This window comes from Streptomyces apricus (genome assembly GCF_008369065.1).
Classification (GTDB): Bacteria; Actinomycetota; Actinomycetes; order Streptomycetales; family Streptomycetaceae; genus Streptomyces; species Streptomyces apricus.
Window position 1 is genome coordinate 136,998 of record NZ_VDFC01000058.1, and the last position, 20,076, is coordinate 157,073.

Consider the following 20,076-nt stretch of genomic DNA (forward strand, 5'->3'; position numbering starts at 1 on the left):
GCCCCCTGTAGCCGGCGGCCGGCCGTCAGGCGGGGGGCAGTTCGCCCGAGCCGCGGGTGATCAGGCGGGTCGGCAGTTCGATGCGCTCGGGGGCGACGAGGGAGCCGTCGAGCTGGCGGAAGAGGCGGTCGGCGGCGGTGCGGCCGAGCTGGGCCGCGTCCTGGGCCACCACGGTCACCCCGGGCTGCAGCAGGTCGGCGAGCTCGATGTCGTCGAAGCCGACCAGGGCGACCGGCCGGGCGCGCTCGGTGATGACGCGGACGACCGTGACCGTCACCCGGTTGTTGCCGGCGAAGACCGCAGTCACGGGGGAGGGGCCGGACAGCATCGTCTCGGCCGCCCGGCGCACCCGCTCCGGGCCGGTGACGCCCAGGGACATCCAGGCGGGCTCCACCGGAATGCCGGCGTCGTCCATGGCGGCGCGATAGCCGCGCAGGCGCTCGGCGGCGGTGTGGATGCGGGGCATGTCGCCGATGAACCCGATGCGGCGGTGGCCGTGCGCGATGAGGTGGGCGACGCCGTCGCGCGCACCGCCGAAGCTGTCGGAGAGCACGACGTCCGCGTCGATCTGCCCCGCGGGGCGGTCCACGAACACCGTGGCGACGCCCGCCTTTATCTCGGGCTCCAGATAGCGGTGGTCGTCACCGGCCGGGATGACGACCAGGCCGTCCACCCGGCGGGCGCACAGCGCGAGGACCAGCTCCTGCTCGCGCTCCGGGTCCTCGGCGCTGGAGCCGTTGATGAGCAGGGCGCCGTGGGCGCGGGCCACCTCCTCCACCGCCCGGCTCAGCGGGCCGTAGAACGGGTCCGCCAGGTCCTCCAGGACGAGGCCGATGCTGGCGGTGCGGCCCTTGCGCAGCACCCGCGCGCTGTCGTTGCGCCGGAAGCCCAGCGCGTCGATGGCCTCCTGCACCCGGCGCTCGGTGTCGGGGGTGACACCCGGCTCGCCGTTGACTACGCGCGATACCGTCTTCAGGCCGACCCCGGCACGCGCGGCGACGTCCTTCATGGTCGGACGGTTGCCGTAACGGCTCTCGGTTCGGCGGGCGGTCTCGGCCACGATGCGCTGTCCTGTCCTGTAGTCCGTCGGGCCGGTGGTCGGCCGCTGGTCCGTGGGGCTGCGTCGGTCCCGACGGACCCGGTGGGCCGCCGGATCGGGATGTGGCGTCGAGCATAGAGCCTGGACAACGTTGTCAGATGCGAGAGAGACTGTCCAACGCATTCTCCGGCGCCCTGGGTCCTGTGGTCGGATTCCCGTCGTCCGCCCCTGGGGCCGGCCGGCGGGGGTCCGACGACAGGATCTGGCCCACCGTGCGACCGGCCTGCCCTTTCCTCATGGTCCAACCGGACCGACCGGGATCCGATCGGGAGACTTGACTCTGATGCACACCGACCTCGTGGCCGCGCTCGACATCGGCGGCACCAAGATCGCCGGAGCGCTGGTGGACGGCCAAGGCCGGATCCTGCTGCGCGCCCAGCGGCCCACGCCCGCGCAGGAGCACGGTGACACCGTCATGCGGGCCGTGGAGGCCGTGCTCGGCGAGCTGACCGCAGCGCCGCTGTGGAACGGGGTCACCGCGGTCGGCATCGGCAGCGCCGGGCCCGTGGACGCCTCGGCGGGCACGGTGAGCCCGGTGAACGTGCCCGGCTGGCGCGACTACCCCCTCGTCGAACGGGTCCGCGCCGTGGCGGACGGCCTGCCCGTCGAACTGATCGGCGACGGCGTGGCGATCACGGCGGCCGAGCACTGGCAGGGGGCGGCCCGCGGCCACGACAACGCCCTCTGCATGGTCGTCTCCACGGGGGTCGGCGGCGGTCTGGTCCTGAACGGGAAGCTGCACCCCGGGCCCACGGGCAACTCCGGGCACATCGGCCACATCAGCGTGGACCTCGACGGCGACCTGTGCCCGTGCGGGTCCCGCGGCTGCGTCGAGCGCATCGCCAGCGGCCCGAACATCGCGCGCCGCGCCGTCGAGGGCGGCTGGCGGCCGGGGCCCGAGGGCGACGCGTCCGCGGCGGCGGTGGCCGCCGCCGCCCGGGCGGGCGATCCGGTCGCGACGGCCTCCTTCGAGCGTGCGGCGCAGGCGCTGGCCGCGGGCATCGCGGCGACGGCGACCCTCGTGGAGATCGACATCGCGGTGATCGGCGGAGGGGTGGGCAAGGCGGGCGAGGTGCTGTTCGCGCCGCTGCGGGCCGCCCTGCGGGACTATGCCGCGCTGTCGTTCGTGCAGCGGCTCACGGTGACGCCGGCTCAGATGGGTACGGATGCGGGGCTGGTGGGTGCGGCGGCTGCGCTCAGTCGGCGGCCGAACGCGGCCGTTGTTGGCGGCTGAGCCGCCGTCTGTCTTTTGGGGAGGGGGCGGAGGGGTTCGGCTCGTGTGGTGAGGTGCGGGTGGGTGGGGAGCGTTGTCAGCAGGTGAGGCGGGCGTTCGCCCAGTCGCCGTGGTCTGAGGTGATGCCGTCGCCGGCGTCCGTGACGACGAGGCGTATCGTCCGTGCGCCGCTCACATCGGCCGAGAGGGACTGCGCCGCGTCGGCGTTGGTCAGGACGCCGGTGGTGGCCGCCTTCGTGCCGTCGGCCCAGATCTCGAAGACGACGGACCCGTCGGCGCCCTCCTCGTCGTCGACACCGACCTGCGCCGTGACGGTCCGGCAGGCCCCGCCCGTGTAGAACTCGACGGTGCTGTCCGCGTGGACGCCGAGCCCGGAGGCGTACACGGTTCCGCCGATCGTGAGGGGCGTGCCGTCACCCGCTGCTGCCTCGCCGTTGCTGGTGTCCCGTTCGACGGGCCCCCAGCCGTTGGTGGCCGACAGCCAGGGAAGACCGCCGAGCTCCGAGGTGCCGGAGGGCGGGGCCACCACGACGGTCGTCCTCACCGGCAGTACGTTCCCGGCCCGCTCCCCGGCCGGAGAGCGGTACCCCGCCCTCAGTGTCAGGTCGTACGACCCCGGGGGCGTGCCCGCGGGGGCGGTCACCCGCCACCCGGTGCGCAGCACCCTGCCGGTCGCCAGGACGTTCGCCCTGGTCGGTGACGTGGCCCGCACGGTCCAGCCCCTGGGCCCGGTCAGGGAGACGGAGACGTGCTTCGCCGGTGTACGGCCCAGGTCGGTGACCGACGCCGTCAGCGCGGCGGGACGCCCCGCTTCGAGCAACGTGCCACCGTCCAGGGCGAGTTCGACGGCCGGCGGGTTCTCGGCCCAGTCTCCGTCGGCCGAGACGCGGACGAGGACCGTGCCGTGGGCGGGGACGGTCGCCGAGATCGTGCCCGCCGTGTTGTAGCTCTTGTGCCGCCACAGGTCGCGCAGCGTGTAGGCAGCCGCTCCGGGCAGCCCGACGGCCTTCGCGCTCGTGGCGATGCGCTGGGGGCTGCCGGTCTCGTTGAAGAGGGCGACGGCGCGGCTGCCGTCCGCCAGTTCCTTGGCCACGACCCAGCGGCCGTCCTCGGAGGAGAGCACGGTGCCCTGCTTGCCGAGCGGGTCCTGGTCGACCGCTATGACCTCCTCGTTGCCGAGGATCTCGAAGGTCTCGTCGGAGGCGGACCGCAGGTCCGAGCCGATGAGGAGAGGGGCGGCCATGACCGACCACATCGAGAAGTGCGTGCGGTACTCCGTGTCCGTCATCCCGCCGTTGCCGACCTCCAGCATGTCGGGGTCGTTCCAGTGTCCGGGACCCGCGTACCGCGCGAGCGGGAGGTTCTGCTTCATGATCGAGAGCATCGAGCCCCAGTTGTCACTGATGTCCCCGGTGGTGCGCCACAGCTGGCCGACGTCCGCCGCCCACTCCCAGGGCCTGTTCTCGCCCCACTCGCAGATGCTGTACACGATGGGGCGGCCCGTGGTCGCGGAGGCGGCCTTCAGGGCGTCGCGCATCGTCGTGTAGCGCTGTCTGGCGTCCACGCCCTGGTTGTTGCAGTTGTCGTACTTGAGGTAGTCGACACCCCAGTCCGCGAACTGCCGGGCGTCGCTGTACTCGTGGCCGAGCGCTCCGGGAAATCCCGCGTCGTTGCAGGTCTTCGTGCCCGCGCTGGTGTAGATGCCCAGCTTGAGCCCCTTGGCGTGCACATAGTCCGCGACCGCCTTGATCCCGCCGGGGAAGCGGGCCGGGTCCGGCACCAGCTTCCCGTCGGCGTCGCGGGCGGGCAGCGCCCAGCAGTCGTCGAGGTTGACGTACTCGTACCCGGCGTCCTTGAGCCCCTTGTCGACGAAGATGTCCGCGATCCCCTTGACCATCTCCTCGTCGAACTCCGCACGGCACTGCGTGGAGTTCCAGTTGTTGAAGCCCATGGGAGGGGTGAGGGCGAGGCCGTCGTCCGGGGCCGGGGCGACGGACGCGGCCGGTGAGGCGGACGTGGGGGCCGGCGCCCGGGCCGGTGTCCCCGGGCCGGCCGCGAGGGCGGGCCCGGCCGGTCCCAGGCCGGCGAGCAGCCCCGCGGCCAGTATTCCGGCCGCTCTTCGGTGAGTCGTACGGGTGGGAAGATGCCGCGTCATTACGTTCCTCCGTACTCGCAACAGGAGTGGATGTCCGCGTCTTTACATGTCCGCGTCATTCATGCCATGTGCGTTCACGGTAGGTCCTGTCGCAGTGTGGTGGAAGAGGTGCGGTAGTGCGTGGTCGACATCCCGTCAGATCTCGGGATCTGCGTACTCCTGTCGGAACGTGCGTGCTCCGTCGTTCTGCGGGACGAACCCGTCGGGACCGTCGCGACGGTCCCGACCAGTGCGGTCGGTGCGTTCGGTGCGACCGGTGCGATCGGTGTCGTCCGGTGTGTCGGGATCCGGCCGTGACTCCTGGGCCGTTCCGTAGTTGAAGCGGTATGAAGAAGCGCAGCATGCTGGCCATCGCCTCCCTCGCCACCGGCTTCGTCGTGGCGGCCGTCACCCCGTCCCACTCGCTCGACGGCGGCGCCCTCGGTGATCTCCCGCTCCAGGACACCCTCACCGCCGTCGGGCAGACGGTCGGTGACGACAGCCTGGACATGGGCGACGGCATCGTGGAGCACGACGGCTGACCGGCCCTTCCTCCCTGTTCCGCCCCCGAGCCCGGCCCCGCGAGGAGCCGGGCTCCGTGCGTGTCCGACCCCTCGAACGCGACCTCATCAGGACCTGGTTTCCATGGCAGGGTGGAGCGGGCAAGCCTCAGGGGGCCACACAGCAGAGGGGGAACCGTGATCGTCTGGATCAACGGTGCGTTCGGTGCGGGGAAGACCACCACCGCACGGGAACTGATCGACCTGATCCCGAACAGCACGCTGTTCGACCCGGAGATCATCGGTACCGAGCTGGCGCGCCTGCTGCCCGCCAAGCGCCTCGCCGAGGTCGGCGACTTCCAGGACCTGCCGATCTGGCGGCGGCTCGTGGTGGACACCGCGGCCGCGATGCTCTCCGAACTCGGCGGTGTGCTCGTGGTTCCCATGACCCTGCTCCGGCAGGACTACCGCGACGAGATCTTCGGCGGCCTCGCCTCCCGCCGGATCGCGGTCCGCCATGTGCTCCTCGCCCCGGCGGAAACGATCCTGCGCGAGCGAATAGCCGCCCGGGAGGTCCCGCCGGACCTCCCGGACGGGGAGATACGGGTGCGCCAGTGGTCGTACGACCAGATCGAGCCCTACCGCGCCGCCCTCGCCGGCTGGCTCACCACGGACGCCCACCCCGTCGACAACGGCACGCTGACCCCGTACGAGACCGCCGTGCGCGTCGCCGAGGCGCTGAACGGCGGGTCCGTGCCGGTCTGCGACATCGTGCAGACCCCCGAGCCGACCTCGGAGACCGTGGCGGCGGGGGTGCTCCTCTTCGACGAGCAGGACAGGGTGCTGCTCGTCGACCCGACGTACAAGGCCGGCTGGGAGTTCCCCGGCGGCGTCGTCGAGTCCGGTGAGGCACCCGCGCGCGCGGGCGTCCGCGAGGTGGCCGAGGAGACCGGCATCCMCCTCACCGACGACCCCCGCCTGCTGGTCGTCGACTGGGAACCGCCGGTGCCTCCCGGCTACGGCGGTCTGCGCCTCCTCTACGACGGCGGCCGGCTCGAAGGCGGCGCGGCCCACCCCATGCTGCTGCCGGGCCCCGAACTGCGCGGCTGGCGCTTCGTCACGGAGGAGGAGGCCGCCACGCTCCTCCCGCCGATCCGCTACGAACGCCTGCGCTGGGCGCTGCGCGCGCGGGAGCGGGGGGCGGCGCTGTACCTGGAGGCGGGCGTGCCCAGAGGGTAGCCGGGGCCAAGGGGCAAGGGCGTGGGCGCGCCCGGCCGAAGGGCGCGCCCACCGACCCCCTCAGCCGGCGGCGTACTTCGTGAGGAACAGCGCCTCGGCGACCGCGAGCCGCTCCAGTTCTTCGGGCGACACGCTCTCGTTCACGGCGTGGATCTGCGCCTCCGGCTCGCTCAGCCCGATCAGCAGGATCTCCGCCCGCGGGTACAGCGACCCGAGGGTGTTGCACAGCGGGATGGACCCGCCCTGCCCCGCGTACTGCATCTCGGCCCCGTCGTACGCGACGCCCATGGCCTCCGCCATCGCCGCGTACGCGGGACTCGTGGTGTCGGCGCGGAACGGCTGCCCCTGCCCGATCTGCTCGGTGCTCACCCGCGCCCCCCACGGAGTGCGGGCCACCAGGTGGGCCTCCAGCAGCTTGGTGGCCTCCGCCGCGTCCACGCCCGGCGGCACCCGCAGGCTCACCAGCGCGCGGGCGCCCGCCTGCACGGACGGGGTGGCGCCGACGACCGGCGGGCAGTCGATGCCGAGCACGGTCACGGCGGGCCGCGCCCAGATGCGGTCGGCGACCGTGCCGGAACCGATCAGCCCGACGCCGTCGAGCACCTTGGCGTCCTTGCGGAACTGCTCCTCGTCGTACTGCAGGCCGTCCCACCGCGCGGTGCCCGTCAGCCCGTCGATCGTCGTCGAGCCGTCCTCGGCGCGCAGGGAGTCCAGTACGCGGATCAGCGCGCCCAGCGCGTCGGGCGCCGCGCCGCCGAACTGCCCCGAGTGCAGGTTGCCTTCGAGGGTGTCGACCTCGACGCGGACGAGGGTCATGCCACGCAGCACGGTGGTGACCGTCGGCACGCCGACCCGGAAGTTGCCGGAGTCCCCGATGACGATCGCGTCGGCGTCGAGCAGCTCCGGGTGTTCCTCGGCGTACCGCTCCAGGCCGCCCGTGCCCTGCTCCTCCGACCCCTCGGCTATCACCTTGACGCCGACCGGGACACCGCCGTTCGCCTTGAGGGCGCGCAGCGCCAGCAGGTGCATGATCAGGCCGCCCTTGCAGTCGGCGGCCCCGCGCCCGTACCAGCGGCCGTCGCGCTCGGTCAGCTCGAACGGCGGCGTCTGCCAGCCGGCCTCGTCGAGCGGCGGCTGCACGTCGTAGTGCGCGTACAGCAGGACGGTCTTCGAGCCCTCGGGGCCGGGCAGGTGGCCGTACACGGACTGCGTGCCGTCCGGGGTGTCGAGCAGGGCGACGTCTTCGAAGCCTTCGGCGCGCAGCGCGTCGGCGACCCAGTTCGCGGCGCCCTCGCTCTCACTGCGCGGGAACTGGTCGAAGTCCGCCACCGACTTGAAGGCCACCAGCTCGGTGAGCTCCTCCTTCGCCCTGGGCATGAGGGAGGCGACGGTCTCGGCGACCGGATTCGACGACATGGGCACGCTCCTCGTGGGTGCGACGTTGTACGTATGGTTACGGGTGCGGATGCGCGCGTAAGGATGTGCGCTGCATGCGCTGCCGATCCTCCCACAGCGGTCTTCGCCGGACGCCGCCGTAGGATGCGTGGAGCAGGTGCGGCAGGCGGCTGGATCGGAGCAGCAGACCATCGTGAGCAGCGAGAACTCTTCGGACGACGGGCAGGACCGAGGGCAGGACGACGGGCAGCATGTGTGGGACGTCGTCGTGGTCGGGGCGGGCCCCGCGGGCGCCTCGGCGGCCTATGCGGCGGCGGTCGCGGGACGGCGCGTCCTGTTGCTGGAGAAAGCGGAACTGCCCCGCTACAAAACGTGCGGCGGCGGCATCATCGGACCGAGCCGTGACGCGCTGCCGCCCGGCTTCGAACTGCCCTTCCGGGACCGGGTCCACGCGGTCACGTTCTCGCTGGAGGGGAAGTTCGCGCGGACGCGGCGCTCCAAGCAGATGCTCTTCGGGCTCATCAACCGGCCCGAGTTCGACCAGCAACTCGTCGAGCACGCGCAGAAGGCGGGCGCCGAGCTGCGTACGGGGGCCACGGTCTCGCGGGTCGAGCAGCACGGCTCGGCCGTCCCCGACCGGCGCTCGGTCGCCGTCGTCCTCCAGGACGGCGAGACGCTGCTGGCGCGGGCGGTGGTCGGCGCGGACGGCAGCGCCAGCCGGATAGGAGCCCATGTCGGGGTGAAGCTCGACCAGGTCGACCTCGGCCTGGAGGCGGAGATCCCGGTGCCGGAGACCGTCGCGGAGGACTGGAAGGGCCGTGTCCTCATCGACTGGGGCCCCCTTCCCGGCAGTTACGGCTGGGTGTTCCCCAAGGGCGACACCCTCACCGTCGGGGTGATCTCGGCCCGCGGCGAGGGAGCCGCCACCAAGCGGTACCTGGAGGACTTCATCGCCCGGCTCGGTCTCGCCGGCTTCGAGCCCAGCATCTCGTCCGGGCACCTCACGCGCTGCCGCGCCGACGACTCGCCGCTGTCGCGCGGGCGGGTGCTGGTGTGCGGGGACGCGGCGGGGCTGCTGGAGCCGTGGACCCGCGAGGGCATCTCCTTCGCGCTGCGCTCCGGGCGCCTCGCGGGGGAGTGGGCGGTCCGGATCGCGGAGGCCCACGACGCCGTGGACACCCGGCGGCAGGCGCTGAACTACGCCTTCGCCATCAAGGCGGGGCTGGGCGTGGAGATGAGCATCGGCAAGCGGATGCTCGCGATCTTCGAGCGCCGGCCCGGGGTGTTCCACGCCGCGCTCACCGGTTTCCGGCCGGCCTGGAAGGCGTTCGCGGGCATCACCCGCGGAGCCACCTCGCTGGGGGAGATGGTGCGCTCGCACCCGATGGCGGAGCGCGCCCTGACGAGGCTCGACCGCTGACCGCTGACCGCTGACCGCTGACCGGACGGGGCTGGGAACGAGTGTGAGTACCGGTCCCGGGCCGGAGCGGCGGTGCGTGACCGGGGCCCGCGGTGGGCCCGGCGACCCGGCCGATCACGCGTACTGCCCCGGGAGTACGCGTGATCGCTCCGCCCGGCCGACGCCCCCGGCCGCTCCTGGCGTCTAGCGTGACGGCCATGGACGAGCGGCGCACGCACCGGTGGCACGGACCCTCGTGGTGGGGCCACCGCGACGGGGAGGAAGAGGGCGCCGCGCACCTGCGCCTGCCCTGGCGTTCGGCCCTGTTGCTCACCGGGTTCGTCCTCCTCGGCAGCGAATTCGCGGCCGGGCAGCAGCCCGGGCGGGAGCAGCTCGACGCCCTCGCGCGCATCCTGCTCGCCGGGGGCGCGCTCCTGCTGCTGTGGCGGCACCGGCGGCCCCGGCTCGTGCTGTGCGGCACGGCGGCCTCGGCGCTCGTCTACCTCGGCGCCGGATACCCGTACGGGCCGGTCTTCCTCACGGTCGCCCTCGCCTGCTTCGCCGCGGTCGTCGCCGGGCACCGCCGGACGGCCTGGGCGGTGCTCGGCGCCCTGTGGGCGCTCCACCTCCTGGTCGGGCACCCGCTCCACCGGTGGCTGCCGCCCGCGGGCGACCCGGCCGCCGCGTGGGGCGGGGAGGTCGCGACGGCCGCCTGGGTGGTGGCGATCCTCGCGGTCTCCGAACTTGCCCGCGTCCGCCGCGAGCAGGCGGACCGCGACCGGGCGGAACGCCGGCGGGCGGCCGGGCGGCGCGCCGACGAGGAGCGGCTGCGCATCGCCCGTGAACTGCACGACGTCCTGGCGCACAGCATCTCGGTCATCAACGTCCAGGCGGGCGTGGGCCTCGCGCTGCTCGACTCGGACCCGGAGCAGGCGCGCAGCGCGCTCACCACCATCAAGGCCGCGAGCAAGGAGGCGCTGGGGGAGGTGCGCCAGGTGCTCGACACGCTCCGCACGCCCGGTGACGCGCCGCGCGCGCCGGCGCCCGGCCTCGACCGTCTCCCCGAACTCGTCGAGCAGGCCGCGGCCGCCGGCCTGGCCGTCGCCGTCGAGAACCGGGGCGCCGGCGACCGGCGGACCGGCGCCGGGAAGCTGCCGCCGGGGGCGGACCTGGCCGCGTTCCGCATCGTCCAGGAGGCGCTGACCAACGTCGTACGGCATTCCGGTTCGCGGACCGCGCGCGTGCGGGTGGACCGCACGAGCGACGCGCTGCGGCTGCGGGTCGACGACGACGGCCCCGCGACGGGCGAGGAGGCGGGCGGCAGCGGCAACGGACTCGCCGGAATGCGGGAGCGGGCCGCGGCCCTGGGTGGCACGATCGAGGCCGGACCGCGCGACGACGGCGGCTTCCGGGTCCTGGCCGTGCTGCCCCTGCGCGGTGCGCCGGGAGCGCGGGACGCCTCCGTCCCCTCGAAGGCCGGAAGTGCCACAGAAGCAGAGAAGGAGGACCGGTGATCCGCGTACTGCTCGCCGACGACCAGGCGCTGGTCCGCGCCGGCTTCAGGGCGCTGCTCGACGCCCAGCCGGACATCGAGGTCGCCGGTGAGGCCGCGGACGGGACGGAGGCCCTGCGCGGGGTGCACGCGCTGCGGCCCGACGTCGTCCTGATGGACATCCGCATGCCGGTGCTCGACGGCCTCGCCGCGACCCGCCGCATCACCGGCGACCCGGGCCTGCGGGACGTGAAGGTCGTCATGCTCACCACCTTCGAACTCGACGAGTACGTCTTCGAGGCGATCCGCTGCGGCGCGTCCGGCTTCCTCGTCAAGGACACCGAGCCGGACGAACTCCTGCGCGCCGTCAGGGCGGTCGTCGCGGGCGACGCGCTGCTCTCGCCGGGGGTGACGCGCCGCCTGATCGCCGAGTTCGCGGCCCGCTCCAAGGAGCCGGCGGCGGCCGGTGCGCTGGCCGCGCTCACCGAGCGGGAGCGGGAGGTGATGGCGCTGGTCGGCATCGGGCTGTCGAACGACGAGATCGCGCGGCGGCTGGTGGTCAGCCCCCTCACGGCCAAGACCCACGTCAGCCGCACGATGGTCAAACTCGGCGCCCGGGACCGGGCCCAACTGGTGGTGCTGGCCTACGAGTCGGGGCTGGTGCGGCCGGGCTGGCTGGGCTGAGTCCCGCGCCGGAAGCGGAGCAGCACCGAGACCACACGGACGAGGAAGAGGACGGCGGCGAGCGCGGTCCCGGTGCCCAGGAGGGCCTTCTCGACGGCCCGCGGCAGGTCGAAGAGCAGCGCGGGGCCGGCGAGGACCCCGAACACCACGGCCGCGGCGAACAGGGCGCTGGCCAGCGCGTACCCGATCTCGACGGTGATCTCGTCCCGCTCGGACTGCGTCCGCCGCCCCCTGGTGTGTCCCATACGCGCAGTGTCACAGCCGTGCGCCCGGCGGGGCAACACAGCCCGCCGGGCGCACAGCCGGCCGGACGTACAGCCGGCCGGGGCGCGGGGTCAGTCGCGTACGGCCACCTGTCCGTCGGCCGCCGCCACGGGTTCGTCGGCCGCACGCTGCGGTGCCGGTACCGGGGCGTCGGACGAGGCGACCAGGATCGTCGTCTGCGGTGTACGCCGCCGGCGCAGCCCGGTGGCCGTGACGAGCAGGCCCGCCAGGGCGACCGCGGTCACCACGAGCAGACCGGGCCGGTAGCTGTCGAGGACGGCCTGCGGCGAGGAGCCGTCGCTGGAGTTCGCCGTCACGACGGCCGTCACCACCGCCAGGAAGATCGCGCCGCCCACCTGCACCGAGGTGTTGAGCAGACCCGACACCATGCCCTGCTCGTGGTCGTCGACGCCGTCGGTGGCCTGGATGTTGAGCGAGGGGAAGACCAGCGCGCAGGCCGCGCCGATGAGCAGCATCGACGGCAGGATCGCCGCCGCGTACACCGGGTCGAGGTCGACGCGCAGGAACAGCGCGTAGCCCACCACCATCAGGGCGAAGCCCAGCACGAGGAGGCGCGGCGTCCCGAACCGGTCGACGAGCGCGCCCATCTTCGTCGCCGAGAGCGCCACCAGCGCGCCCGCGGGCAGGAAGGCGAGGGCGGTGTGCAGCGCGGACCAGCCCAGCAGCGACTGCATGTACAGCGTGACGAGGAACTGGAAGCCGACGTACGAGCCGAAGAACATCATGGCGCCGAGCTGGGCCCGGACCTGGTTGCCGGAGCGCAGCACCCCCAGCCGGATCAGCGGGCTCGCGCTGCGCAGTTCCACGCGGACGAAGACGGTGAGCAGGACCGCTACCGCGAGGAACGACAGCAGCGTACGGGCCGAGGTCCAGCCGGCCTCGGGTGCCTGGACGACGGTGAAGACGAGCAGCAGCATCGAGGCGGTGCCGATGACGGCGCCGGGGACGTCGTAGCCGCGGTGGGTCCGGTCGCGCTCGCTGCGCGGGATCAGCTTCAGGCCGAGGACCAGGGCGACGACCGCGATGGGCGCGGGCAGCAGCATGGTCAGGCGCCAGCTGGCCTCCGTGAGCAGCCCGGACAGGACGAGGCCCATGGAGAAGCCGGTGGCGGCGCAGGTGGTGTAGATCGAGAGGGCGCGGTTGCGCAGCGGGCCCTGCGGGAACGTCGTGGTGATGATCGACAGGCCGGCGGGAGCGGTGAACGCGGCACTCAGCCCCTTGATGAACCGGCTCGCGATGAGCAGCGGTCCGGAGTCGACGAGTCCGCCGAGCAGCGAGGCGAGGGCGAACACGCCGAGGGCCACCAGGAAGACCTGGCGGCGGCCCAGGAGGTCGGCGGCGCGGCCGCCGAGGAGCAGCAGGCCGCCGTAGCCGAGGATGTAGCCGCTGACGATCCACTGCAGGGTCGAGGTGGAGAGGTCGAGTTCGGAGCCGATGGACGGCAGGGCGACGCCGACCATCGACACGTCCAGCGCGTCCAGGAACATGGCGGCGCACAGCACCAGGAGAGTGCCCCACAGGCGGGGCGTCCAGTGTCCCGGGGACGCGGGAGCGGTGAGCGGAGAGGTCATGCGGCTCACAGTACATGCGTGTGCATTGATTGCAAGCGCACTTAATTCCGGTGCAATAATTTCGCTGTCTTGTTAAGGTGCGGCTATGACGGCGGCTGAGAAGCCGGGGGACGGGATCGGGGAGACGGCCGGGGACGGGGCCGGACAAGGGCTCGTGGAGCGGTGGCGCGACCTTCTCGCGGTGCATGCGCGGACCGTGTGCGAACTGGACCGCGCCCTTCACCGGCACGGCCTCGGCGCGAGCGACTTCGAGGTCCTCGGCGTGCTGGCCGCGGGCACGTCCGCTGACGGCGGGCCGGCGTACCGCGTGCAGGAGATCGCCGAGCGGGTGCACCTGAGCCAGAGCGCCCTGTCCCGGCTGATCGCCCGCCTGGACCGGGACGGCCTCGTGGAGCGCTGCCTGTGTCCCGAGGACCGGCGGGGCGTACGCGTGTCGCTCACGGAGAGAGGGCGCGACCTGCACGGCCGGGTGCTGCCGCTCCAGCGGGCGGTGCTGGAGCGGACGCTGACGGACGGTCCGCGGACCTGACGGGCGCCGTGGCCCCGCCGGGTCCGCGGGTGGCTCAGCCCTCGGTGCCCTCGGTGCCCTCAGCGTCTTCGTCGAAGCTCGCGAAGTAGGCGGCGGCCATGTCCTCGTCGCCGTGCCCCTGCGCGGCGGCCCGGTCGAAGCGCTCCGCGCTCGCCGCCGCGACGTCGAGGCGTACCCCGCGCCGCTCGCCCGCCTCGACGATCAGCCGGGCGTCCTTGGCCGCGGTCGCCACGGCGAAGGACGCCGGTGACAGCCGTCCTTCGAGGATGAGGGCGCTCTTGGCGTGCAGGTACCCCATGTCGAGCGGGCCGCCGGCGATGGTGTCGAAGAAGCTCTGCGGGTCCACGCCCAGCGCCTTCGCCAGGGCGAGGCTCTCGCCGGTGGCGTTGGTGGCCGCGATGACCCAGCTGTTGGCCACGAGCTTGAGCCGGGTGGCGCTCGCCGCCGCCCCGTCCTCCCCGGTCCACACCGTACGGGCGCCGACCGCGTCGAGGACCGGGGCCACGGCGTCCCGGCCCTCCTCCGGACCGGCGGCCAGGACGGTCAGCTGCCCCGCCTCGGCGGGCTGCCGGGTGCCGAGCACGGGCGCGTCGTAGAAGACCAGGCCCTTCTCGCGGGCGAACGCGGCCAGTTCGCCGACGGACTCGATGCCCGCGGTCGTCGACTGCACCCACGCGGTGCCGGCGCGCAGGGCGGGCGCGGCCTGCCGCATCACGTCCAGCACGGCCGGACCGTCGTACAGCATGGTCAGGACGGCGTCGGCGCCCTCGACGGCCTCGGCGGGCGTGCCGGCGACGTGCGCGCCGTCGGCGGCGAGCGGTTCGGCCTTGTCGCGACTGCGGTTCCAGACCCGGACGGTGTGTCCGGCGGCGATGAGGTTGCGGGCCATCGCGGCGCCCATGATTCCGGTGCCCAGGACGCTGACGGTGAGCTTGTCGGTCATGACATCGACTTCCTGATCCGTTCGGTGCGGTGGATTCCACTGCGGGGTGCACACCACTGTGCCGTGTGCGGCGGTGCGGGGGCGCCACGGGGGCGGGCGCGCCTCAGGTGTCGCGAACGCCGTCCGCACCGTTGCTCGCGCCGCTGCCGCTGCGCGCACCGCTGTTGCCGTCCGCGCCGCCGTCCGCAGCGTCGCCCGTGCCGCTGTCGGTCCCGGTCACCCGTCGTGTGCCGTAGCCGATGGCCGCCGCCACCGCCGCGAGCGCGGCCACGCTGGTCAGGGCGGTGGACAGCGAGAACCAGTCCGCCATGAACCCGATGGCGGGCGGTCCCAGGAGCATGCCGCCGTATCCGAGGGTGGAGGCGGTGGCGACACCGCTGGGACCCGCCAGCGCGCCGGCCCGTTCGACGGCCACGGGGAAGAGGTTCGCGAGTCCGAGTCCGGCGACGGCGAACCCGAGCAGGGCCGCCCACACGGAAGGGGAGAGCGAACCGAGCAGCATCCCGGCCGCGGCCATGGTGCCTCCGGCGACGACGGTCCGGCTCAGCCCGAGCCGTTCCAGGAGCCTGGTCCCGGTCAGCCGGCCGATCGTCATGGCGAGCGCGAAGCAGGTGTAGCCCGCCGCGGCGACACCCGGGTGGGCGCCCAGGTCCTGTTCCAGGTGCAGCGCGCCCCAGTCGGCCAGGGCGCCTTCGCCGTACGCCGTGCAGAGGGCGATCAGCCCGAAGACGACGACCAGCCGCCGGGTCCGGACGTCCGGCCGCCGGGTCCGCGCGTCCGGCCGGCGCGGGGCCCCTTCCCCGGCTGCCGTACCTGTCCCGGCCGCCGTGTCCGTCCCGGCCGCCGTGTCCGGCGGTACCGGGACCGGGCAGCGGAGCAGGACGCGGCCCGCGCCTGCGGTCACCAGCAGCCCGATCACCGTCAGGCCCAGCAGGTGCTGCGTGGGGGACAGGGAGCCCGCGACCAGTCCGCCGAGCCCCGCGCCGACCATGCCGCCCAGACTGAAGGCGGCGTGGAAGCTCGGCATGATCGGACGCCGCAGCGCGGCCACCAGGTCGACGGCGGCGCTGTTGAAGGCGACGTTGATCCCGCCGTAGGCCGCGCCGAAGACCAGCAGGACGGCACCGAGCGCGAGGGCGGAGTGGGTCAGCGGGGGCAGTGCGATGCTGAGCGAGAGCAGGACGCCGCAGACGACGGTCACCGGGTGGCTGCCGTAGCGGCGGCACAGGCGCCCGGTGAGCATCATCGTGACCACGGCGCCGGCGGACACCCCGAGCAGCGCGAGGCCCAGCGCACTGGCGGACGCGCCGGTCTGCTCCTTGACGGCGGGGATGCGGACGACCCAGCCCGCGAAGACGAAGCCGTCCAGGGCGAAGAAGACGGTGAGGGCGGTACGGAGCCGGGAGAGGTCCGCGTCGTCACGGTTGTGGTGGTTCCGGCGGCCCGGCACGGCGTTGTGCTTGCGGGCTTTGTTTATTAGCGGCACAAAATGAGGCTAGGTCGTATCGATGGCCTTGCCAAGAAAAGTTCAACGTCTGCTCATGATTGACCAACGCGTGCCCATGATTGAGCAAGATCGGGGGAAGGCCGACGAGTCGGACGTACGTTCCCCTGCGTGATTCCTGACCCGACACCCCACGTGCCCGCCCGGCGCTCCCTCATCCGCACCGCACTCACGGGGGCCGCGGTCCTCGGCGCGGGACTGACCGCCGGCGCCGGACCCGCGACGGCGGCCCCCGCCGCCCCGCCCGCGCGCAAGCGGCCCGCCACGGCCGAGGAGGCACTGCGGGAACTGGCGGCGGGCAACCGCCGCTGGCGCACCTTCCGCGAGCGGCACCCGGACGAATCGCCCGCCGTGCGGCAGTCCCTGACGACCGGTCAGCATCCGTTCGCGCTCGTGCTCGGCTGCATCGACTCCCGGGTGCCGCCGGAGCTGGTCTTCGACCAGGGGCTCGGCGATCTGATGACGATACGCAGCGCCGGCCAGGTCCTCGACGAGGCGGTGCTCGGCAGCCTCGCGTACGGCGTGCTCGAACTCGGCATCCCCCTGCTCATGGTGCTCGGCCACCAGTCGTGCGGAGCCGTGCGGGCGACCGTCGAGGCGGACGAGTCGGGGGCGCAACTGCCGAACCACATACAGTACTTGGCGGACCAGATCCGCCCGGCGATCGACCGCACCCAGGAGGGCGACGCGCGCATCGACGCGACGATCGACGCCAACATCCGGCTGATCCGCGCCCGCCTGGCGGCGGAGCCGGACCTCGCCGCGAAGGTGGACTCGGGCGCGCTGGCCGTCGTGGGCGCCCGCTACGAACTGACCACGCAGCGGGTGCACCGGATCGGCTGAATCGGCGGGGACGGGGGGGTGACCACGGTCGCCCCCCTACCTCCACGCGGTCAGGCCTCCACGCGGTCGGGCCTCCGCGTGGTCAGACCTTCGTGCGTTCGGGTTCCGTCCGGCCGGGTTCCGTCCGGCCCCGCCGTACGAGTTTCATCAGCAGGGGCCAGAGCAGCACCAGCGCCGTCACCGCGTACACCGTCACCGCGAACGGGGTGTTCACCAGGCCCGAGACGCTGCCGTCGCTGATCTGCAGGGCCCGGCGCAGCTGTTGCTCGGCGTTCGGGCCGAGGATGACGCCGATGACGGCGGGCAGCMCCGGCAGCCCGTACCGCCGCATGCCGAACCCGATCAGGCCGATGACCAGCAGGATCACCAGGTCGACGGTCTCGCCGCCGACCGCGTACGCGCCGACCGCCGCGAAGAACAGGATGCCCGCGTACAGGTAGGGGCGGGGCACGCGCAGCAGCTTCGCCCACACCGGGGCCAGCGGGAGGTTGAGGGCGAGCAGGAGCACCATCCCGACGAAGAGGGAAGCGATCAGGCCCCACACCAGGTCCGGTTCGCGCTCGAACAGGAGCGGGCCCGGCTGGATGCCGTACTGCTGGAAGGCGGCGAGCATGACGGCCGCGACCGCCGTCGTCGGCAGCCCCAGGGTCAGCATGGACACCAGCGTGCCCGCCGCGGAGGCCGACGCCGCCGACTCCGGCCCCGCCACGCCCTCGATGGCGCCCTTGCCCCAGTCGTCCGGGTGCTTCGACAGACGCTTCTCGGTGGCGTACGACAGGAAGGTGGGGATCTCGGCGCCGCCGGCCGGGATCGCGCCGAACGGGAAGCCGATGAGCGGGCCGCGCAGCCACGACTTCCAGGTCCGCCGCACGTCGTCGCGGCCCAGCCAGGGGCGCCCCACCGGGATCGGCGCGCCCGGCCTGCGCCGCAGGTGCGCCGCCACCCACAGGGCCTCGCCGATCGCGAACAGGCCGACCGCCACGATCACCACGTCGATGCCGTCGGCGAGTTGCAGCGAGCCGAAGGTCAGCCGCTGCTGTCCCGTCATCTGGTCCAGGCCGACCAGGCCGAGGGTGAGACCGATGAGCAGGGACGCGAGCCCCCGGATCCGGGACGAGCCCAGGACCGACGTCACGGCGATGAACGCCAGCACCATGATGGCGAAGTAGTCCGGCGCGCCGATGTCCACCGCCAGGTCGGCGACGGTCGGGGCGAGCGCGACCAGCAGGACCGTGCCGATCAGACCGCCCGCGAAGTGGCCGATGGCGGCGGCCGCGAGCGCCTGCGCGCCCCGCCCCGACTTGGCCATCGGGTTGCCCTCCATGGCCGCGACCACGGCGGCGCTCTCGCCGGGCGTGTTCAGCAGGATCGAGGTGGTCGAACCGCCGAACATCGCCCCGTAGTAGATCCCCGCGAACATGATGAACGCGCCGATCGGCTCCAGCCCGTACGTCACCGGCAGCAGCAGGGCGACCGCCATCGCGGGACCGATGCCGGGCAGCACCCCGATCGCGGTGCCGAGCAGCACGCCGAGGGCCGCCCACAGGATGTTGACCGGGGTGAGGGCCGTACCGAAGCCGTCCATCAGGGAGTTGAGGGCGTCCACGTCAGAGCACTCCCATCAGCGGACCGCCCGGCAGCGGCACACCGAGCAGGTGGTTGAAGACCACGTACGTGAGGAAGGACAGGCCGGCCGCGATGAGCGGGTCCCGGTCGGTGCGGCGGCTGCCGAGCGCGAACGCCGCACCCCAGAAGAGGAGCGCGCCCGCGACGGGGAAGCCGAGCGGTTCGATGAGGACGGCCGAGCCGAGGAACACCCCGGCGAGCAGCAGCACCGTACGCCAGTCGGCCGGTTCGGACAGGTCGACGTCCTCGCCGCCCTCCGCCTCGCCGTGCCCGCCGCGCAGGACGTCGACGGCGAGCAGCGCCGCGATCACCAGGAGCCCGGCGCCCACCACGATCGGCACGGTCCGCGGGCCGACCGGACCGCGCTGCGTGAGGTCGACGTCCATGGTGAGCGCGTCGGTCAGGACCAGGACGCCGAGCGCCAGCAGCAGGACGCACACGCCGAGTTCGGAGTGCTCCCGCAGCCACGTCCGGCGCGGGCCGGCGGACTCCGACTCCGGAGGCGTCGGGGGTGTCGGTGGCGTCTGAGGCGCCCCGGGGGCGCCGGTCGTCCGCGTCGTCACAGTCCCAGCTCCTTCAGCACCGCGATCACGCGCTTGTCCTGGGCGTCCAGGAAGTCGCCGAACTCCTCGCCGGTCAGGAAGGCGTCGTCCCAGCCGTTGGTCTTCAGCGACTTCTGCCACTCGGGGGAGTCGTGCAGCTCCTCCACGAGGCGTACGAGCTTGTCGCGTTCGGCGTCGGACAGGCCGGGCGGGGCGACGATGCCGCGCCAGTTGGTGAAGTCGACGTCGTAGCCGGACTCCTTGAGCGTGGGCGCGTCCAGTTCGTCGACCCGCTCGGGGCCGGTGACCGCCAGCACCCGCAGCTCGCCCGCCTTGATCTGGTCGAGGTACTCGCCGACGCCGGACACCCCGAAGGCGACCTTGTCGCCGAGGATCGAGGCGAGCAGCTCGCCGCCGCCGTCGAACGGGACGTAGTTGACGTCCTTCGGGGCGATGCCCGCGGCCTCCGCCATCAGCATGGGCGCGAGGTGGTCGGGGCCGCCGGGGGAGGAACCGCCGCCCACGGGCAGCTTGCCCGGGTTCTCCTTCCAGGCCGCCACGAGCTGGTCCACCGACTTGTACGGGGAGTCCTTGCCGACCACCACGACGTCCTGCTCCTCGGTGAGCCGGGCGATCGGGGTGGTGTCGGCGAGCGTCTTGGGCGCGTCGTTGGAGTGCACCGCGCCGACCACGCCGAGGCCCATCGACATCGCGAGCTTGCCGTTGCCGTGCTCGCTCACCAGGCGGCTCAGGCCGACGGTGCCGCCGGCGCCCGGCAGGTTGAACMCCTCGACGTTGTGCGTGAGTCCGGCGTCCTCGGCGTTCTTCGCCGCCGTACGGGCCGTGATGTCGTACCCGCCGCCGGGCGTGTTGGGCACCATGAAGCGCAGGCCGGGGATCTGCGTACCGGTCGCGCCGCCGCTGCCGGACGTGAGCAGCGGGGGCCCCACGAGCACGAGCACGGCTGCCCCGAACAGGGCCAGGGGGGTGCGCTGGCGCACGGGTTCACCACCTGATGTCGGTACGTCGGGGAATGGGGGGAGGGGCGTCCCCGCAC

At 73.3% G+C, this 20,076-nt stretch carries 18 protein-coding genes; 8 read left to right on the forward strand and 10 right to left on the reverse strand.

What is annotated here, in order from left to right; all coding sequences use genetic code 11:
* Nucleotides 1-25: 25 nt before the first annotated feature.
* Complete coding sequence (locus FGF04_RS32255; RefSeq protein ID WP_149514913.1) at nt 26-1,060, reverse strand: LacI family DNA-binding transcriptional regulator; 1,035 nt, start codon at nt 1,058-1,060, stop codon at nt 26-28.
* Nucleotides 1,061-1,382: 322 nt separating this feature from the next.
* Here FGF04_RS32255 and FGF04_RS32260 point away from each other — a divergent pair, with 322 nt between their 5' ends.
* Entirely contained in the window at nt 1,383-2,333 is a 951-nt protein-coding gene (locus FGF04_RS32260) for an ROK family protein (protein ID WP_149514914.1), read from the forward strand.
* Nucleotides 2,334-2,409: 76 nt separating this feature from the next.
* Here the strand turns inward: FGF04_RS32260 and FGF04_RS32265 are convergent, their stop codons facing one another.
* Nucleotides 2,410-4,488, reverse strand: coding sequence for an NPCBM/NEW2 domain-containing protein (locus tag FGF04_RS32265; protein ID WP_149514915.1), 2,079 nt, complete (start codon nt 4,486-4,488; stop codon nt 2,410-2,412).
* A 326-nt stretch (nt 4,489-4,814) separates the two neighbouring features.
* Between FGF04_RS32265 and FGF04_RS32270 the strand changes: the two genes are divergently transcribed.
* The gene (locus FGF04_RS32270) at nt 4,815-5,009 is read left to right on the forward strand and encodes a hypothetical protein (RefSeq protein WP_149514916.1); all 195 of its coding nucleotides are present in this window, start codon (nt 4,815-4,817) and stop codon (nt 5,007-5,009) included.
* Between the two features lie 156 nt (nt 5,010-5,165).
* Nucleotides 5,166-6,206 (forward strand): NUDIX hydrolase, encoded by a 1,041-nt coding sequence (locus FGF04_RS32275; protein ID WP_149514917.1) that lies wholly within the window; start codon nt 5,166-5,168, stop codon nt 6,204-6,206.
* A gap of 60 nt (nt 6,207-6,266) precedes the next feature.
* On the opposite strand, the gene FGF04_RS32280 is transcribed toward FGF04_RS32275, so the two are convergent.
* On the reverse strand, nt 6,267-7,622 hold the full coding sequence (locus FGF04_RS32280) for a dipeptidase (protein ID WP_149514918.1): 1,356 nt from the start codon (nt 7,620-7,622) through the stop codon (nt 6,267-6,269).
* Between the two features lie 172 nt (nt 7,623-7,794).
* On the opposite strand from FGF04_RS32280, the gene FGF04_RS32285 reads away from it, so the two are divergent.
* From FGF04_RS32285 to FGF04_RS32295, 3 genes are all read left to right on the forward strand, one after another.
* Nucleotides 7,795-9,021, forward strand: coding sequence for a geranylgeranyl reductase family protein (locus tag FGF04_RS32285; protein ID WP_188114325.1), 1,227 nt, complete (start codon nt 7,795-7,797; stop codon nt 9,019-9,021).
* A 197-nt stretch (nt 9,022-9,218) separates the two neighbouring features.
* Entirely contained in the window at nt 9,219-10,514 is a 1,296-nt protein-coding gene (locus FGF04_RS32290; RefSeq protein ID WP_149514919.1) for a sensor histidine kinase, read from the forward strand.
* Nucleotides 10,511-11,176, forward strand: coding sequence for a response regulator transcription factor (locus FGF04_RS32295; protein ID WP_149514920.1), 666 nt, complete (start codon nt 10,511-10,513; stop codon nt 11,174-11,176). Before FGF04_RS32290 ends, FGF04_RS32295 begins: the two co-directional genes overlap by 4 nt.
* On the opposite strand, the gene FGF04_RS32300 is transcribed toward FGF04_RS32295, so the two are convergent.
* Together FGF04_RS32300 and FGF04_RS32305 are read right to left on the reverse strand one after the other, a co-directional pair.
* Entirely contained in the window at nt 11,137-11,421 is a 285-nt protein-coding gene (locus tag FGF04_RS32300) for a DUF6332 family protein (protein ID WP_149514921.1), read from the reverse strand. The two genes, FGF04_RS32295 and FGF04_RS32300, sit on opposite strands and share 40 nt — an antisense overlap.
* Before the next feature lie 90 nt (nt 11,422-11,511).
* On the reverse strand, nt 11,512-13,032 hold the full coding sequence (locus FGF04_RS32305) for an MFS transporter (RefSeq protein ID WP_149514922.1): 1,521 nt from the start codon (nt 13,030-13,032) through the stop codon (nt 11,512-11,514).
* An 85-nt stretch (nt 13,033-13,117) separates the two neighbouring features.
* On the opposite strand from FGF04_RS32305, the gene FGF04_RS32310 reads away from it, so the two are divergent.
* Nucleotides 13,118-13,561: a MarR family winged helix-turn-helix transcriptional regulator gene (locus FGF04_RS32310; protein WP_149514923.1), complete on the forward strand. Its 444-nt coding sequence runs from the start codon at nt 13,118-13,120 to the stop codon at nt 13,559-13,561.
* Between the two features lie 34 nt (nt 13,562-13,595).
* On the opposite strand, the gene FGF04_RS32315 is transcribed toward FGF04_RS32310, so the two are convergent.
* Together FGF04_RS32315 and FGF04_RS32320 are read right to left on the reverse strand one after the other, a co-directional pair.
* Nucleotides 13,596-14,504 (reverse strand): NAD(P)-dependent oxidoreductase, encoded by a 909-nt coding sequence (locus tag FGF04_RS32315; protein ID WP_149514924.1) that lies wholly within the window; start codon nt 14,502-14,504, stop codon nt 13,596-13,598.
* Between the two features lie 103 nt (nt 14,505-14,607).
* Entirely contained in the window at nt 14,608-15,990 is a 1,383-nt protein-coding gene (locus tag FGF04_RS32320) for an MFS transporter (protein WP_188114326.1), read from the reverse strand.
* Between the two features lie 129 nt (nt 15,991-16,119).
* Between FGF04_RS32320 and FGF04_RS32325 the strand changes: the two genes are divergently transcribed.
* Nucleotides 16,120-16,851, forward strand: coding sequence for a carbonic anhydrase (locus FGF04_RS32325; RefSeq protein ID WP_149514925.1), 732 nt, complete (start codon nt 16,120-16,122; stop codon nt 16,849-16,851).
* An 82-nt stretch (nt 16,852-16,933) separates the two neighbouring features.
* On the opposite strand, the gene FGF04_RS32330 is transcribed toward FGF04_RS32325, so the two are convergent.
* The 3 genes from FGF04_RS32330 to FGF04_RS32340 all read right to left on the reverse strand — a co-directional run bounded on the left by FGF04_RS32330 (nt 16,934) and on the right by FGF04_RS32340 (nt 20,020).
* Entirely contained in the window at nt 16,934-18,457 is a 1,524-nt protein-coding gene (locus FGF04_RS32330) for a tripartite tricarboxylate transporter permease (protein ID WP_149514926.1), read from the reverse strand.
* Between the two features lies 1 nt (nt 18,458).
* Nucleotides 18,459-18,941 (reverse strand): tripartite tricarboxylate transporter TctB family protein, encoded by a 483-nt coding sequence (locus FGF04_RS32335; RefSeq protein WP_149514976.1) that lies wholly within the window; start codon nt 18,939-18,941, stop codon nt 18,459-18,461.
* Between the two features lie 95 nt (nt 18,942-19,036).
* Nucleotides 19,037-20,020, reverse strand: coding sequence for a Bug family tripartite tricarboxylate transporter substrate binding protein (locus FGF04_RS32340; RefSeq protein WP_149514927.1), 984 nt, complete (start codon nt 20,018-20,020; stop codon nt 19,037-19,039).
* Nucleotides 20,021-20,076: the final 56 nt, after the last annotated feature.

Excerpts from the sequence above, each read along its gene's own strand:
- FGF04_RS32260 (WP_149514914.1), top strand. The coding sequence starts at position 1,383 with ATGCACACCGACCTCGTGGCCGCGCTCGACATCGGCGGCACCAAGATC.
- FGF04_RS32265 (WP_149514915.1), bottom strand. The coding sequence starts at position 4,488 with ATGACGCGGCATCTTCCCACCCGTACGACTCACCGAAGAGCGGCCGGA.
- FGF04_RS32270 (WP_149514916.1), top strand. The coding sequence starts at position 4,815 with ATGAAGAAGCGCAGCATGCTGGCCATCGCCTCCCTCGCCACCGGCTTC.
- FGF04_RS32280 (WP_149514918.1), bottom strand. The coding sequence starts at position 7,622 with ATGTCGTCGAATCCGGTCGCCGAGACCGTCGCCTCCCTCATGCCCAGG.
- FGF04_RS32290 (WP_149514919.1), top strand. The coding sequence starts at position 9,219 with ATGGACGAGCGGCGCACGCACCGGTGGCACGGACCCTCGTGGTGGGGC.
- FGF04_RS32300 (WP_149514921.1), bottom strand. The coding sequence starts at position 11,421 with ATGGGACACACCAGGGGGCGGCGGACGCAGTCCGAGCGGGACGAGATC.
- FGF04_RS32305 (WP_149514922.1), bottom strand. The coding sequence starts at position 13,032 with ATGACCTCTCCGCTCACCGCTCCCGCGTCCCCGGGACACTGGACGCCC.
- FGF04_RS32310 (WP_149514923.1), top strand. The coding sequence starts at position 13,118 with ATGACGGCGGCTGAGAAGCCGGGGGACGGGATCGGGGAGACGGCCGGG.
- FGF04_RS32315 (WP_149514924.1), bottom strand. The coding sequence starts at position 14,504 with ATGACCGACAAGCTCACCGTCAGCGTCCTGGGCACCGGAATCATGGGC.